The organism is Polyangium mundeleinium (genome assembly GCF_028369105.1).
In the GTDB taxonomy this organism is placed as follows: Bacteria; Myxococcota_A; Polyangia; order Polyangiales; family Polyangiaceae; genus Polyangium; species Polyangium mundeleinium.
In genome coordinates this window covers 468677-483638 of the sequence record NZ_JAQNDO010000001.1, presented here as the reverse complement: position 1 = coordinate 483638, position 14962 = coordinate 468677, and the positions used below count along the sequence as shown (strand labels likewise).

At 68.5% G+C, this 14962-nt stretch carries 11 protein-coding genes; 2 read left to right on the top strand and 9 right to left on the bottom strand.

The genetic code is table 11. The annotated features are described in order from the left end of the window. The first annotated feature begins 14 nt into the window (after positions 1-14). Positions 15-908 (top strand): serine/threonine-protein kinase, encoded by an 894-nt coding sequence (locus POL67_RS02035; protein WP_271914994.1) that lies wholly within the window; start codon positions 15-17, stop codon positions 906-908. Positions 909-914: 6 nt separating this feature from the next. Continuing rightward, a complete protein-coding gene (locus tag POL67_RS02030) occupies positions 915-2180 on the top strand; it encodes a serine/threonine-protein kinase (protein WP_271914993.1) in 1266 nt (421 codons plus the stop codon). A 7-nt stretch (positions 2181-2187) separates the two neighbouring features. Here POL67_RS02030 and gor read toward each other — a convergent pair whose 3' ends face one another. The 9 genes from gor to POL67_RS01985 all read right to left on the bottom strand — a co-directional run bounded on the left by gor (position 2188) and on the right by POL67_RS01985 (position 14926). Continuing rightward, a complete protein-coding gene (gene gor, locus POL67_RS02025) occupies positions 2188-3564 on the bottom strand; it encodes a glutathione-disulfide reductase (protein WP_271914992.1) in 1377 nt (458 codons plus the stop codon). Positions 3565-3645: 81 nt separating this feature from the next. After that, positions 3646-4803 (bottom strand): STAS domain-containing protein, encoded by a 1158-nt coding sequence (locus POL67_RS02020; RefSeq protein ID WP_271914991.1) that lies wholly within the window; start codon positions 4801-4803, stop codon positions 3646-3648. Between the two features lie 129 nt (positions 4804-4932). Further along, positions 4933-6006, bottom strand: coding sequence for an STAS domain-containing protein (locus POL67_RS02015; protein WP_271914990.1), 1074 nt, complete (start codon positions 6004-6006; stop codon positions 4933-4935). A gap of 75 nt (positions 6007-6081) precedes the next feature. Beyond that, positions 6082-6798 (bottom strand): dienelactone hydrolase family protein, encoded by a 717-nt coding sequence (locus POL67_RS02010; RefSeq protein WP_271914989.1) that lies wholly within the window; start codon positions 6796-6798, stop codon positions 6082-6084. Positions 6799-6832: 34 nt separating this feature from the next. After that, on the bottom strand, positions 6833-7582 hold the full coding sequence (locus POL67_RS02005; protein WP_271914988.1) for a hypothetical protein: 750 nt from the start codon (positions 7580-7582) through the stop codon (positions 6833-6835). A 130-nt stretch (positions 7583-7712) separates the two neighbouring features. Then, positions 7713-10367, bottom strand: a complete 2655-nt coding sequence (locus POL67_RS02000; protein ID WP_271914986.1) for a hybrid sensor histidine kinase/response regulator — start codon at positions 10365-10367, stop codon at positions 7713-7715. A 106-nt stretch (positions 10368-10473) separates the two neighbouring features. Then, positions 10474-11616, bottom strand: coding sequence for an alpha/beta hydrolase family protein (locus POL67_RS01995; RefSeq protein WP_271914985.1), 1143 nt, complete (start codon positions 11614-11616; stop codon positions 10474-10476). Between the two features lie 72 nt (positions 11617-11688). Next, positions 11689-13797 (bottom strand): ATP-dependent helicase, encoded by a 2109-nt coding sequence (locus POL67_RS01990; protein WP_271914983.1) that lies wholly within the window; start codon positions 13795-13797, stop codon positions 11689-11691. 199 nt (positions 13798-13996) lie between these two features. Then, a complete protein-coding gene (locus tag POL67_RS01985; protein WP_271914981.1) occupies positions 13997-14926 on the bottom strand; it encodes a hypothetical protein in 930 nt (309 codons plus the stop codon). Positions 14927-14962 lie beyond the last annotated feature (36 nt).

Sequence of the window (14962 nt, the reverse complement as noted above, 5' to 3'; positions counted from 1 at the left end):
TCCTCGGGGAACCTATGGAAGGCGAGACGCTCGAGGGCCGCTACCAGCTCGGGGAGGAGCTCGGCCGCGGGCGTCATGGCGTCGTGTACAGGGCGAACGACCTGCAAACCGGCACCGAGGTCGCCCTCAAGCGGCTGCGCGTGCAGGCCCAGGACGACCCGCAGCTCTCCGCGCGCCTCTTCCGCGAAGCCCAATCGCTCGCCTCGCTTTGGGGCACGAGCGTCGTGCGCGTCCACGCCTTCGGCACCGACCCCGAAGGCGCCTTGTACATGGTCACGGAGCTGCTCGAAGGCGAGAGCTTCGAGGCCCACCTCGCAGACCTGGAGCTCTTCGGCGATCGTTTGAGCTCCTACAACCTGCTCACGCTCCTCGACCCGATCGCGCGCGCGCTCCACACCGCGCATGCGCTCGGCATCGTCCACCGCGACGTCAAACCCGCGAACTTCTTCCTCGTCTCGCCCGAGCACGGCGGCGGCGTGCGCATCATGGACGTCGGCCTCGCCCAGGTCCTCGGCTTCGAGGCGCTCACAGCCGCGGGCACCCAAGGCGGCTCGGCGAGCTACGTCGCGCCCGAGGCCTGGCGCGGCGAGCCGCTCGATCATCGCGCCGACGTTTACGCCTTCGGCGCCGTCGTCTTCCGCGCGCTCGCCGGCCGAACGCCGTTCCAGGGCGACACCGTCGCGGATCTCTCCCTCGCCGCGACGACCGCGCCGCGCCCCGAGCTCTCCCCGCTGCGGCCCGACCTCGCGCCCGAGATCGACGGTTGGGCGGCGCGCGCGCTCGCGGCCGATCCAAACCAGCGTTACCCGTACATCCCCACGTTGTGGAACGACCTCATCCGCGTGATGATGAACGGCAAAGGCCCGAGCGCCGATCGGGTGCGACAAACCTTCCGCCTACCCGGCTAGCCCTGCATGTCGCCTACCCAAGAGAGCGCGCAGTCCATCGAGATCGACGACGCCGAGGCCGAACAGCCGGTCGACGTCGACCAGGCCAACGAGGAAGCCCACCAAAAAGCGCTCGAACGCGCGCGGGACCTGATTGGCCAGACGATCTCGGAGCGCTACCGGATCATCGACCTCCTGGCGATGGGCGGCATGGGCGCCGTCTACCTCGGCGAGCACGTGCTCATGCACAAGCGCATCGCCGTGAAGATCCTGCACCCCGAGAGCGACGACAACCCCGAGATCGTGGCGCGCTTCGAGCGCGAAGCCCTCGTCGGCGCGCACATCGACAACCCGAACATCGCCCACGCGACGGACTTCGGGAAGCTCGACGACGGCTCGTACTTCCTGATCCTCGAATACGTCGAGGGGAAGAACCTCGCCGAGGTGATCCGCGAGGGGCCGATGAAGCCGCGCACCGTCGTGCACGTGGCGCGGCAGATCCTGCTCGGCCTGCAAGCCGCGCACGAGCTCGGCATCGTGCACCGCGATCTGAAGCCGCGAAACGTGATGCTCGAATCGGGCTTCGTGGCGAAGCTCATCGACTTCGGCTTCGCGAAGGTCTCCGTCGGCAAGCTCCCGCTCACGGTGCCCAAGGAGGGCCGGCCGCCGTCGCGCCTCACCGGCGTCGGCGTGATCTTCGGGACGATCAACTACCTCGCGCCCGAGGCGGCGCACGGCATGGACGCGGTCGACGAGCGCGCGGACCTCTATGCGCTCGGCGTGATGATGTACGAGATGCTGACGGGCAAACACCCGTTCGATTCGACCGATCCCGTCGAGATGTTCCAGCATCACCGAACGACCCCGCCGCCACGTTTTTCGGTGCGCGCGCCGGACGTGACGATTCCCGCCGAGCTCGAGCCACTCGTGGGCAAGCTGCTCGAAAAGGACCCGTACGAGCGATTCCCGAACGCGGCCGCGGCGATCGAGGCGCTCGACGCGCTTTCGATTTCGAGCGAGCCCGTCGAGGAAGCGGCCGTTCGTTCGAGGAAAATCACCCCGCCGCCGCCCTCGGTATCGACGCGCCCCCCGGAGCAACCGAGCACGAATGCGGAGCCGGCGAAGGCGCCCGAAGCGGCGCCGGCGAGCGCTGTGCGCAAGAAAAAGAAAAAGGCGCGGGCCGACGAACTCGCGCGGCGCGCCCCCGAAAAAAAGCCGAGCGCCATCAATTACACGCTCGCCGTCATCGCGATCGTGGCCGTGGCCGCAGCGGCGTTCTTCGCGTCGCGCTAAAAGCCCCTCAATCGCCCGACATCGGCCCCGGATCCGGGATCGGATCCCGCATCGTGACGAACTCCTCGGCGGCCGTCGGGTGAATGCCGATCGTCGCGTCGAATTGCGCCTTCGTCGCGCCGCATTGGATCGCAATGGCCACGCCCTGGATGATCTCCGGCGCGTCCGCGCCGACCATGTGCGCGCCGACCACCTTCTGCGTCGCCCGATCCACGATGAGCTTCATCATCGTGCGCTCGTCCCGCCCCGAGAGCGTGTGCTTCATCGGCCGGAAGCGCGCGCGGTAGACGTCGACCTTGCCGTACCGCCGCCGCGCCTCGTGCTCCGGCAGGCCCACCGCAGCCGCCGGCGGCTGCGAGAACACCGCGCTCGGCACGTTCTCGTGGTCCATCACGGTCGGGCGGTCCCGGAAGAGCGTCTCCGCCACGGCACGCGCCTCCGCGATGGCCACCGGCGTCAGGTTGATCCGATCCGTCACGTCCCCGACCGCGAAGATGCTCGGCACGCTCGTGCGTGAGTACGCGTCGACCTTGATCGCGCGCACCTCGTCGAGCGCCACGCCGACCTCCTCCAGCCCGAGCCCGTCCGTGTTCGGCGCGCGCCCCGTCGCGAACAGGACCACGTCCGTCTCCAGGATCTCGCCGCCTGCAAGGCGCACGGACAGGCTGTCGCCTTCCTTTGCCACGCTCCGGAGGATCGTCTCGCGCAGGATCCGGATGCCGCGCTTCTGCATGCCCTCGGCCACGGACTCGCGCACATCTTGATCGAAGCCGCGCAGCACGTTGTCACCGCGCAGGGCGAGCGTCACCTCCGCGCCCGCGGCGCGCCAGATGCCGGCGAACTCCACGCCGATGTAGCCGCCGCCCACGACGAGCGCGCGGCGCGGCACGTACGGCAGATCGAGCGCCTCGTCCGAGGAGATGCCGAGCTCCTTGCCCGGGATGTCGGGCCGCACGGGCCGGCTGCCCGTCGCGAGGAGCAGGTGCCGCGCCGTGTACCGCTTGCCCGCGACCTCGACCGTGTGGGGATCCACGACCCGCGCGAAGCCCTCGATCGTCGTGACGCCCGCGTCGCGCAGCATGCGCACGTAGATGCCGTTCAGCCGATCGAGCTCGCGCTCCTTCGCCTCGACGAGCTTCGCCCAGTCGAGCTTGGCCTCGCCGAACGTCCAGCCGAAGCCACGCGCGTCTTCGAGCTCCTCGGCCACGTGCGCGCCGTAGACGAGCAGCTTCTTCGGCACGCAGCCGCGCAGGACGCAGGTGCCGCCCACGCGGCGCGCCTCGCAGATCGCCACGCGCGCGCCGTACGAGGCCGACCTGCGGCTCCCCGCCACGCCGCCCGAGCCTGCGCCGAGGGTGAACATATCGAAGTCGAACGTGGTCATCGCGGGGACTCCTCGGCGGGGAGTATGCGGGAGGAAAGGCGAACGCGCGATGGGGTTTGGGGCTCCGCTCGGCGCGGGCTGTTACTTGCGGCCCGCCGCGCTCGAACGCATGCAGCGCCGGAGCGCCTCGCGCAGCGTCGCGAGCGTGCTGATTTTCGTGAGATCGATCCCGATCTGCACCATCGTCTGCGCGACCGCGGGGCGAATGCCCGTGATGATGCACTTCGCGCCGAGCAGCTCGGTCGCGCGCACGAGCTTGCCGATGTGGTCGGCCGTCGCGGTATCCACGATGTCGACGCCCGTGAGGTCGATGATCGCGTACGTCGCGCCCTTTTGCGTGATCGTGTGGAGCAGCCGCTCCATCATCTCGGCCGCGCGCTGGCTGTCGACCACGCCCATGAGCGGCAGCGAAAGCACGCCGTCCCATACCTCGATGATCGGGGTCGAGAGCGCCCGGATCGCCTCCTCCTGCCGCGCGATGAGCTCGAGTTTTTCGCGCAGCTCGCGCTCGGCCGCGGCGCGCTCGTCGACCTCCTTGCGCACGCGTTCGAGCGCCACGGCGAGGTCCGCCTTCGTGGCCTGGTCCGATTCGAAGAGCGCGTCGAGCCGATCTTCGAGGCTCCTTTCCGAGGGCCCCACGACGAACTCGTCGTAAGCGTCGCCCCGGGCCGCGAAGGACGTCTGCTCGGCCCAGCACGAGGGCACGCCGAAATGACGCTGAAAAATCCCGGCGAACTTGCCCCCCACGTACGCGGAGCCCCAATGGGCCGCGATCGCGCGCTGCGCCATGGATTCCCAGCTATTATGGATCCGCACGCGCGCCTCGCGGGCTTTCAGATCGATGGAGACAAGCTCCCAGCGCCCCCAGCCCGCCGCCGCCGCGACCGCCGCGACCGCCGCAAAGCCCTCCTCGAATGTGGGCTGCGCAGAAATGAGGCCCCAATCTCCGTCCGTGCTGTCACGACCACCGCCGTGGAGCGCAAGCCGGAATCGCTCGGTGCCGACCATCCGGTGAAAACCGGACAAGAGGCCCGCGACGGACGACTCGGTCCACATCGTCACAGCGGGAGAGCCGCCCCAGGTGCACACACCTTTCTCGGCGTCCCACTCGACGTCGATCCCTCCGATACGCACCTTGTCGCCCATCGTTCGGCCCCACCTCGCAATGACGACGGAGCGTATCGCCGGCGCCGAGATCAAGCCAGTAAAATAAAAGATACAGCCATAGCGTAGCGCCATGCCGCGCGCATCATGACCGACAACGGCCTGACACCGTTTCTGCGCGCAATCGTGACCGTGTGCCTGGAAAACGGCGCACGCGCGTCGTCGCTAGAGCGAGGCGCGGGCGCTCAGGCGACTTCCGCGTGGTCAGGAATTTTTCTGCATTTGAAGATCCGACGGGCGCATGCAACGGCGCAATGCCTCGCGCAACGTGGACAGGGTGGCGATTTTCGTGAGGTCGATCCCGAATTCGACCATCGTCTGCGCGACCGCGGGGCGAATGCCCGTGATGATACACTTCACGCCGACGAGCTCCGCCGCGCGCACGAGCTTTCCAATGTGATCGGCCGTCTCCGCGTCGATCGTGTCGACGCCGGTCAAATCGATGATCGCGATCCGCGCGCCCTTGTGGGTGATCGCGTCGAGCAACCGCTCCATCATCTCGGCCGCGCGCCTCGTATCGACCACGCCCAAGAGCGGGAGCGTGAGCACGCCGTCCCATACCTCGATGATCGGCGTCGAGAGCGCCCGGATCGCCTCCTCCTGCTGCGCGATGAGATCGAGTTTTTCGCGCAGCGCGCGCTCGGCTTGGGTGCGCTCCTCGACCTCCCGGCGCACACGCTCGAGCGCCACCGCGAGGTCCGCTTTCGTGACCTGATCCGATTGAAAGAGGGCGTCGAGCCGCGCTTCGAGGCTCCTGTCCGAGGGCCGGACGACGAATTCGTCGAAGGCGTCGCCCTCCGCCGCGAACAACGTCTGCTCGGCCCAGCAGGTCGGGACCCCGAAATGGCGCTGAAAAATCCCGGAGAGCTTGCCCGCGACGAACGACGCGCCCCAGGAGACCCCGAGCGCGCGCTGCGCGAGGGATTCCCAGTTGTTGTAGACCCGCACCCGCGCCTCGCGCGCGGCGAGGTCGACCGAGACGAGCTGCCAGCGCCCCCAGCCCGCCGCCGCCGCGACCCGGACGAGCCTTTCGAACCCCTCCTCGAACGTCGGCGCCGACGCAATCATCCGCCAATCCCCGTCGATGCTGTCGCGCCCCCCCTGCTGCATCGCGAGTTCGAACCGCTCGGCCCCGACCATTCTCTGCACCGTCGTGAGCAGCCCCGCCATGGTGCTCTCGATCCACGCCGTCATCACCGGCGCGCCAGCCCATAAGCAAAGCCCGTCCTCCTCGCGCCACTCGATGTCGATGCCGCCCACCTCAAGCTTCGGATTCATGCGGCCGAACATAAACCGAGGACGGAAAAACCGCATCCAGAAATCGGGAAAAGCTGGATGCTACAGGGGACCACGTTACACTACACGGTCGAGATGCTCCTGGAAGAACGCGAGGACGCGATCCTTTGCGTCGAGCGCGGAGGGCTCGTGGTAGCCGGCGTGCATCGGCAGGAACGGGCCGATCTTCTGGAGAATTGCACCCTCGGTGCGCGTGAAAAACGAATGCCCCGCGTCTTCATAGACCTTGATGTCCGAAGGGACGTCGAGCCGTGCGAGGTTCCGCCGCAAGCGCTCGGGCGCGTCTCGCAAAGGCTTGTCGAGGCCGCCGAAGCTCGCCACCGTCGGGCAGGCGCTCGGCAAATCCTCGGGGACCTCGCCATAAAAAGGTGCAGCGACCTTGTAATGGCCCCGCATCGCGAGAACGATCGCGAAGCCGCCGCCCATGCAAAAGCCGACGACGCCGAGCCGGTTGCCGTCGACCTCGGGGCGCGACGCGAGATACCGCCTCGCCGCGTCGAGGTCGTCGAGCGGCCGGCCGCGTTGCTTGATGATCGAGCGAATCGCGCCCGCCACGCATAAGAGCTTCGGGCCGCGGTGAAAGAGGTCCGGGATGAGCACGACATACCCCGCCTCGGCGAACTCCCGCGCGACGCGCTTCATCTCCTCGTTGAGGCCAAAGACCTCATAGATGAGCACGAGCCCAGGCCGCGGCTCCGGCCGGTCCGGCAGCGTGAGGATGCCCCGCATCGAGAAACCGTCGTCGCAAGGAAACCTGATCTCGCGCTGATCCATCGAGCCCCCCTTGTACCATGGGGGAGGCCGCTCCTCAGCCGAGGTTGCGCTTCTTGTCGGCCGGCGCGCCCTGCCTCGTGGCCGCCGGCATGCGCACCGAAGGCTTGCGCGCAGGCCTGCCCTCGGCGCGGGGAGGCGCGAGGCTACGCAGCGTCGCCTGCACCTCCTCCCGCACGTGCGGGCCGAGGAGCCGCTCGGCCTGCGCCACGATGCGGCCCGCGAATGCGGCGAGGATCGCTTGGCCTTCGAGGTCGTCCTGCTCGGGGGCCCCCAGCTTGCGTCGATGCTCCTCGTAATCCCGGGCGCAGGCCCCGACCGGACCCGGCGCGGAGAGGGCACGGCGCACGACCAGGCGCGCGCCCCGTTCGCCCGTGACCGCGGGCAGCTCCGCGGCGATCCGCAACGCGCCCTCGACATTGCCGGCCGCGGCGAGCATGGGCGCGAAGTACTTGCGCGCGAGCTCGACGAGGCGCGGGGCGAGCGCCTGCTCGTCGAGCACGGTGACGTCCGGCGAGAGCAGCCCCACCACGCCGGCCTCGTGCAGGAAGGCGTTGAGGACCCGCGAGCGCGTCGGGACGGGGCGCAGGTAGGTCCCGGAGCCCCGCTCGGTCGGACGCACGGCAGGCATGGCCTTGACGGACCGAGGCTTCCGCGCCCGCGCGAGGTGCCGGTCGGCGAGCGCCTTCTGCGCCTCCGGCTCGGCGCCCGAGACAAGCTCGGACACACGTTTGGCGGGGCCAAAGGCTGGATCCGAAGGAGGCGTGTGACGCTTTCCGCTGGACATGCGAGGGGTGGCTCCCAAAAAGGAGCCTGCTCGTCCGTCTACCACGCGGAAAGCGTTCAGGTGTGGAGAACTTGGACAGGCTCGGACGAATATTGTCCGAGGCTGGATCCAGGCTGGTTTCCGCGACAGCTCAGGCGGCGCGGAGCACGGCCTGGATGGCGTCGAAGCTCGCGGGCTTGACGAGGTGGGCGTCGAAGCCGGCCTCGAGGGCGCGGGCGCGGTCCTCGGCCTGGCCGTAGCCGGTGACGGCCACGATGAACGGACGCAGGGTCCCGTCGTCGCGCAGGCGCTTGCAGACCTCGTAGCCGTCCATGCGCGGCAGGCCGATGTCGAGGAGCACGATCTCGGGGTGGCCATTCGACACGGCCTCCAGGGCCGCCTCGCCATCATGCGCGACGGAAACCTCGTGGCCGAGCGTTTCGAGCAGCGCGGCCATCGTCTCGGCCGCGTCGATGTTGTCGTCCACGACGAGGACGCGGCGGCTCTGCCCGGCCGCGGGGATGTCAGCGGGTTGCGGGATCGTCATCGGAGCTTCCTCCAGCGCGAGACGGACGACGAACTCGCTGCCTTTTCCGAGCCCCTCGCTATGGGCTTCGACCCTTCCGCCGTGCAGCTCGACGAGGCGGCGAACGAGGGAGAGTCCGATTCCGAGCCCCCCCTCCGAGCGGTCGAGGGTGCGCGTCGATTGATAAAATGTGTCGAATACATGCGGCAAGTCCTTCGGGTCGATCCCACGGCCATTGTCCTTGATCCGGATGAGCGCTTCGTTTCGGGGTCCCCTTTCGATGCCGAGGTGGATGCGGCCTCCGTCGTCGGTGTACTTGGCCGCGTTGTTCAGCAGATTGGCCACGACCTGCGTGAGCCGCGCCGCGTCGACATTCACGTGAAGCGGCTCCGAGCAAGGCGCGAGGTCGAGATCGTGCTTGCGGGCGTCGATGAGCGGCCGCGTCGATTCGATCGCCTGGTCGATGATCTCGCAGAGCTCGTGCGTCTCTTTTTGCAAGGTGATCCGTCCGCGCGAAATGCGTGAGACATCGAGCAAATCGTCGAGGAGGCGCACGAGGTGGCCGACCTGGCGCTCGATGACGTCGCGGGACCGCAAAAGCCGCGGCTCGGCGAGCTCGACCCGCTTCTGGATCTCCACGGCCATCTTGATGGGCGCGAGCGGATTGCGGAGCTCGTGCGCCAGCATGGCCAAGAATTCATCCTTGCGGCGATCGGCCTCGCGCAGAGCCTCCTCGGCGCGGGTTTGATCGGTGACGTCCTGGACGACGATGCCGATGCCCATGATCTCGCCCGCCCGTCGGTCGCGCACCGGATAATAGTTGCAGAGCCAGTGGCGGCTCTCGCCCGGACACGCGCGCGTCTCGCCGACGAGGGACACATTGAGGAGCCGTTCGCCCGCGAGCACGCGGCGATACACATCCTCGAGCAGCGGCCACAGGTCGGGGACGACATCGGCGACGCGACGGCCGACGTGCTCGGCGATCGAAGCGCCATTCATCGACGCCAGGCTCTCGTTGACACGCACGAACCGGCATTGCGGGTCGACCAGCGCAATGCCGAGGGGCGCATACGCGAAGAGGTTGTCGAGCAGGCCGAGCGCCTCCTCGGTCGAGCGCTGCGTCTCGCGGAGCATCTCCTCGTTGCGCTTCCTTTGCGTGATGTCCTCGATCACCGCGGTCGACGTGGAGATCCCCCCATGCACGTCCCGCAAGAAAAAGGCGTGCACGCGCACCCAGACGATGCTGCCGTCTTTGCGGAAGTACCGCTTTTCGGTGCGATACACCCGCCCCTCCCGCGCGGCCTCTCGATAACCGGCCACGTCCTTTTCACGATCGTCGGGGTGCGTGAGCTCGCTGAACCTCTTGCCGAGGAGCTCGGCCGCCGAATACCCGGTGATCTCGCAATAACAGGCGTTGACCCGGAGCAAGCGCCCGTCCTTGGCGTCTGCCTGCGCCATTCCGAGGGGGATCCAATCGTAGAGCTGCCGGAACAGCTCGTCGGTCCAGCGCGCCACGCTCTCGGCGGCGCGGCGCGGCGTGAGGTCGCGGATGACCGTCGCGCGCGCCGGGCGGCCCTGGACGTGGACATTGCCGCCCCGAAGCTCGGCTACGAATCGGCTGCCGTCCTTGCGCTGGAGCACGGCCTCGTACGAGGTCTCGGCGCCGCTCATCATCCGCTCCGCGAGCAAGGGGCGAAAATCGTCCGGCGCGAGCAGCTCTTTCCGCGCCCCGAGGACCTCCTCGCGGCGATACCCGAAGGTCTCGGTGAAGGCCTGGTTGACGTCGAGGATCACGCCCTCGCTGTGGAGGACCAGCGGATCAAACGAGGCCTGCGCGAGGGCGCGGAATCGCCCCTCGCTCTCGCGCAAGACCTCCACCTCCGCGGTCACGCGCGCGTCGCGAGCACGCAGCCGATCGAGGAGGGAGGTGCAATCCCCGAAGCGGCGATCGGAGCGGCGCATGCGCCCGCCAATCCAGCTCATGGCGAGGCCGAACGCGAAAAACAGGATGACGAGCACCGCGTCTCGACCGGCCGCCGATTGGATGAACACGGCCAGACCACAGAGCCCCGTGGCGAGCAGGCCAGGCCCGAGGCCACCGAGCACGGCCGGAAGCGCGACCGCGAGGGAAAAGAGCGACCACGGTGGCGACGCGCCGAGCCATCGTTCAAGCGACACGTGCACGACCATCGCCGTGGCCGTCGACAGGACGGCCACGACGAAGCCGAGCGACGTGGACCGTTGGGTTCGCGGCGTCTGCATTCGGTTCCGTGACGTCACGGAGCGTTCGTACAGACCCCTACTAGGATCCGCGCAGGCCGCACGTCACGGCGAATGCATTTGCTCGAAGCTGTCCGGAAAAACCAGCCTCGGGGGACACGCGGGCTCAGCAGCCCGGGGCGTTCGGGCAGCTTCCTTCGCGGGGCGTGGAGCTCGCCGCGCCGACGTCGCACCAGGTGGGGAAGGTGTCGGGCAAACCCTTCGCATAAGGCGATTCACCGGCGCCGATCCAGTAGGGATGGTCGAGGACGAACTGCCACATCGACGCGTAGCTCGTGAGCCCGTTCATGGCGTCGATGGGCGGCTCGGCGTGGCCGCAATTGTGGATGCATTCGAGGAAGAAATGCCCGCGGGAGGCGAGGTTCTGCTCGAGATCCTTCGACGCGGTCTCGAAGTTCATGACGCCGAAGCAATTGTCGGTGGGCCCGCCCCAGAGGACGATCGCCGGCATGCGGTGCTCGGGATTCGGGAACGGCTTGATGAGGCCGCCCGTGCCGCCGGAGAACGAAAGGATCGAGGAGAGGTATTGCCCACGGCCACCCGCGAGCTGGCTCGTCCAGAGCGCGCCCGCGCTGACGCCGGCGCTGGCGACGCACTCCTTGTTGACGCTGAACTGCGCAGACACGCAGGCGAGCATGTCGTCGAAGAAGACGAACTCCTCCTCCATGCGCGCCGTGCTCTGCGTGGCGTCAAAGGGCCATTTGAAGGTGATGTCGTCCTTCGATTCGGGGATGACGGCGATGAAGCGCTGCTGGTCGACGGCGGTCTGGATCTGGCCCTTTTCGTAAAAATCGTCGGCGCTGCCGCCGAGCCAGTGCCAGAGGAAGATCACGGGGAGGCGCTCGTCCGGCATGATCTCCGCGGGGACGACGAGGCGGAAGTCCCGATCGGCGTTGCCGCTCTTGAGGAGGTTGTGCCCGGAGACGAGCGCGGGACACTCGCCGCCCGAATACGTGGGCGCCTCGGGCGCGAGCGTCGCGCCGGGCGGAGGCGCATCGCCGCACTTCAAAAAGACGCTCGCGCCACCCGTGCCGCCTTGCCCCCCGCCCGCGCCGCCCGCGCCGCCCATCCCCCCGTCGCCGCCCGCACCGCCCATCCCTCCGTCGCCGCCCGCGCCGCCCGCGCCCCCGGCCGCGCCGGCGCCCGATCCCGCATTGCCGCCGGTATTGGCCGACCCGCCGTCATCGCCGCAGCCCTCGGCCATTGCGACAAACCCGAGAAGTGCAAGAAAAATCGCGCCGTACTTCATAGCGAAGACCTCCCGGAATGGTCTTACACCCGGGGCGGCGCGGCGGAAAGGGAATTGGGGGAGGTTCGTCTTTCAAAACCGCGGGCGCGTCCGCGGGATCATCGGCAGCTCGCCCGGCGGCAGCGCCTGCAGCGCCGCCAGGAGGTTCGCGGCGCCGGCTTTCGTCTTCTCGATGCCCGGCGCGATCGGCGCCGTCTCCTCGCGCTCCTCGTAGAGCTCACGCGGAAGCTCCAGCAAGAATCGGCTCGGCGTGCGCGGCACGAGCTTGCCGCGCTGCCCACGCGCCATGCAGCGCGACAGGTGGAGCTTTTCCCGGGCGCGCGTCACGCCCACGTAGAAAAGTCGCCGCTCCTCCTCCAGGCTCACCGCCCCGTCCTGATCGCCGGGCACGAAATCGGTCGCGCGCTCGGTCGTCGTACGAGAATGCGGGCAGAAGCCCTCCTCGACGCCGATCAGGAAGACGTACGGGAACTCCAAACCCTTCGAGCCGTGCATCGTGGTGAGCGTGACGCGGTCCGTCGCCTCTTCGTCCTTCTCGTCCATGCGCAGCGCGAGCAGGCGCAAAAACTCGGCGAATTGCTCCCGATCCCCCTTGCCCGCCTCGTCACGCCGCGCGAAGACCTTGAGCAGGCCCTCGATGTTGCCCCAGCGGCGCGCCGCGACCTGCGGGTTCGCCGAGGCCGCCATGATGTCGGCCTTGAGCCCGATCGCCTCGCAGAGCTTCGCCGCGACCTCCGCGCTCGGCAGCTTTTGCTCGAACGCGAGCCGCCCGCCCTCGACGATCCGCACGAACTGCCGGCACCCCTCGAGCGCTCCCGGCGGCAGATCCCGCACGGCGTGCGCGCGCTGCACCACGGCCCACAGGCTCATGTCCTGCGCGGTCGCGTGCGCGGTGATCTTGTGGAATGCGACCTCGCCAATGCCTCGCGCCGGATAGTTCACGACACGCCGCAGGGACATCTCGTCGTCGGGCGAGAGCACGACCTTGAGGTACGCGATGAGGTCCTTGACCTCCTTGCGCTCGAAGAACTGCTGGCCGCCGATCATACGGAGCGGAATCCCCCGCTCCTTCAAGGCCTGCTCGATCGGCTGCGCCTGGAGGTTCGAGCGGTAAAGCACCGCGATGTCCTTGGGGCGCACGCCGTGCTTCTCGATGAGCTCTTGCGACTCGGAGGCGACGAAACTCGCCTCGACCTCGGGATCGGCGCAGACGACGACCTGCACGATGGGCCCGTCGCCCTGCGTGGGCACGAGGACCTTGCGGTGCCGTTTGCCCGCCTGCCGCGCGAGGATCGCGTTCGCCACGTCGAGGATCGGCTTCTTCGAGCGATAGTTGTGCTCGAGCTTGACGACCTTCGCGCCCGGAAAATGGTCCTCGAACGAGAGGATGTTCTTCACGTCGGCGCCACGCCACGCGTAGATCGACTGATCGTCGTCGCCGACGACCACCACGTTCCTGTGCGCGCCCGCGAGCTGCAGCACGAGCTCGAGCTGCGCGTGGTTCGTGTCCTGGTACTCGTCGACGATGAGGTACCGGTAGCGCATCTGGTACTTCTGGAGCACGTCGGCGCGTTTTCTCCAGAGGCGGACGAGCTCGCAGATGAGGTCGTCGAAGTCGAACGCCTGGAACGTGCGCAGCGCCGCGAGGTACTTCGGGTAGACGAGCATGCTGATCTCGTCGTACTCGTCCACGCCGCGGCCCTTGCGTTGCTTCTCCAGCCATTCCTCTGGCGTGATGAAGTCGTTCTTCGCGGCCGAGATGCGCGCAAGGATCGCGCCGATGTCGTAGTTCTTCGTGGTGCGGAGCTCGCGCAGGATCTCGCGGATCGCGCTCGTCTGGTCCGCCTGATCGAGGATGGCGAACTTCGAGCCGCGGAAGCCGAGCGCGCGCGTCTCCTGGCCGAGCGTGTCGAGGCCGAAGCGATGGAAGGTGCAGACCTTGAGGTCCTTCGCGGCCTTCGGGCCGACGAGCTTCGCGACGCGCTCGTGCATCTCGGCGGCGGCCTTGTTGGTGAAGGTCATCGCGAGGATGCTGGTCGCGGGGACGCCCTTGCCGAGCAGCCGCCCGATTCGCTCGGTGACGACGCGCGTCTTGCCCGAGCCTGCCCCGGCGAGCACGAGCATCGGCCCGAGATCGTGCTCGACCGCCTGCTTCTGAGAGGGGTTGAGATCGATCGCCACGGCCGGGGGGTAGCGCGGCCGCGGCGGGTTGGGTAGTCGGAAATTCTCGCGGTGCGTCAGGGCCCAGGATCAGGCCGGATTCCAGGATTCTGGTGCACCGTTCGGCGCGCCGCGAGATCGCGCAGCGAGCTCGCCTCGGGGGGTGAATCGGCCAGGCTTCGCCCGGACGAGAGGGGGGCGCGAGGCGTCCCCCTCGGGACTAGGGCGGCGTGGCGAACTGGCCCGGGAAGGGATTCGCGTCGTGGCGCTTGTTGACCTCGTCGTTCGTCCAGGGGAACGGGTTCGTCCCGCGCTCGTGGAAGAAGGCGAAACCGATGACGCCCACGTTGCGCGAGTCGCCGCCGGACTTCTTGGTCGCGTACGCGCCGCGCACCGAGCCGAAGCGGAAGGCGGCGACGGCGTCGACGCTCTGGCGGAAGCCGTCGATCTCGAGCTCGCCGTGCGGCTGCACGAGGTAGCCGCGCTTCGAGAAGCCCGCGGCGCGGCCGTCGATGACGTCGAGGCCGTCGACGGACACGACGCACTCGATGCGGTTCGGCGTGCGGTTGCGGATGACGATCGTGTAGCGGCGGCTCGCCTCGCCGACGATGTAGTTCTTGTCGCTCGCGACGAACCCGTTCAGGAACGCGCCGTTCTCGTCGCGCAGGCCGACGAGCAGCGCGCCGCCTGCGACCGGGGTGACGCCGCCCGAGGTGCGACGGAAGCCGGCGGCGTTCGCCATGGCGCGCGCGCCTTCCTCGTCGTTGTAGAACAGGCTCGCCATCGAGAACGGGCTCGTGGGTTCGGCGCGCTGGAACGCCACGGTCGTGATCGACGACGAGCGCGTCTCGCCCCACTCGGTGCCGAGGCCGGGCCGGTTCGTGGGCTCGGGCTGCAGGACCTCGGCCCTCTTCTCGGCCTCGAACACGCCGCCGGGGCGCGTCGCGGTGGTGCCCTGCACGGCCGGGAGCGGAGGCGCGGCGGGCGCGGCCTCGTCAGCGGCGGGGGAGGCGGCCGAATCGCCGCCGAACTGCCCGGGAGCCTCCCTCGCGCCCGTCGTCTGGACCTCGATGCCCCCCGCCTCTGCCGGCGGCTTCGAGCCACCGCCCGTGTAGGAGGCCCCTCCGCAGCCGATGGCGGAAGAAAACAACGTCGCTAACGAAACAGCCCAAAACCCACGTCGGAT

Excerpts from the sequence above, each read along its gene's own strand:
- POL67_RS02005 (WP_271914988.1), bottom strand. The coding sequence starts at position 7,582 with ATGTCCAGCGGAAAGCGTCACACGCCTCCTTCGGATCCAGCCTTTGGC.
- POL67_RS02020 (WP_271914991.1), bottom strand. The coding sequence starts at position 4,803 with ATGGCGCTACGCTATGGCTGTATCTTTTATTTTACTGGCTTGATCTCG.
- POL67_RS02035 (WP_271914994.1), top strand. The coding sequence starts at position 15 with ATGGAAGGCGAGACGCTCGAGGGCCGCTACCAGCTCGGGGAGGAGCTC.
- POL67_RS02015 (WP_271914990.1), bottom strand. The coding sequence starts at position 6,006 with ATGAATCCGAAGCTTGAGGTGGGCGGCATCGACATCGAGTGGCGCGAG.
- POL67_RS02010 (WP_271914989.1), bottom strand. The coding sequence starts at position 6,798 with ATGGATCAGCGCGAGATCAGGTTTCCTTGCGACGACGGTTTCTCGATG.
- POL67_RS01995 (WP_271914985.1), bottom strand. The coding sequence starts at position 11,616 with ATGAAGTACGGCGCGATTTTTCTTGCACTTCTCGGGTTTGTCGCAATG.
- POL67_RS02030 (WP_271914993.1), top strand. The coding sequence starts at position 915 with ATGTCGCCTACCCAAGAGAGCGCGCAGTCCATCGAGATCGACGACGCC.
- gor (WP_271914992.1), bottom strand. The coding sequence starts at position 3,564 with ATGACCACGTTCGACTTCGATATGTTCACCCTCGGCGCAGGCTCGGGC.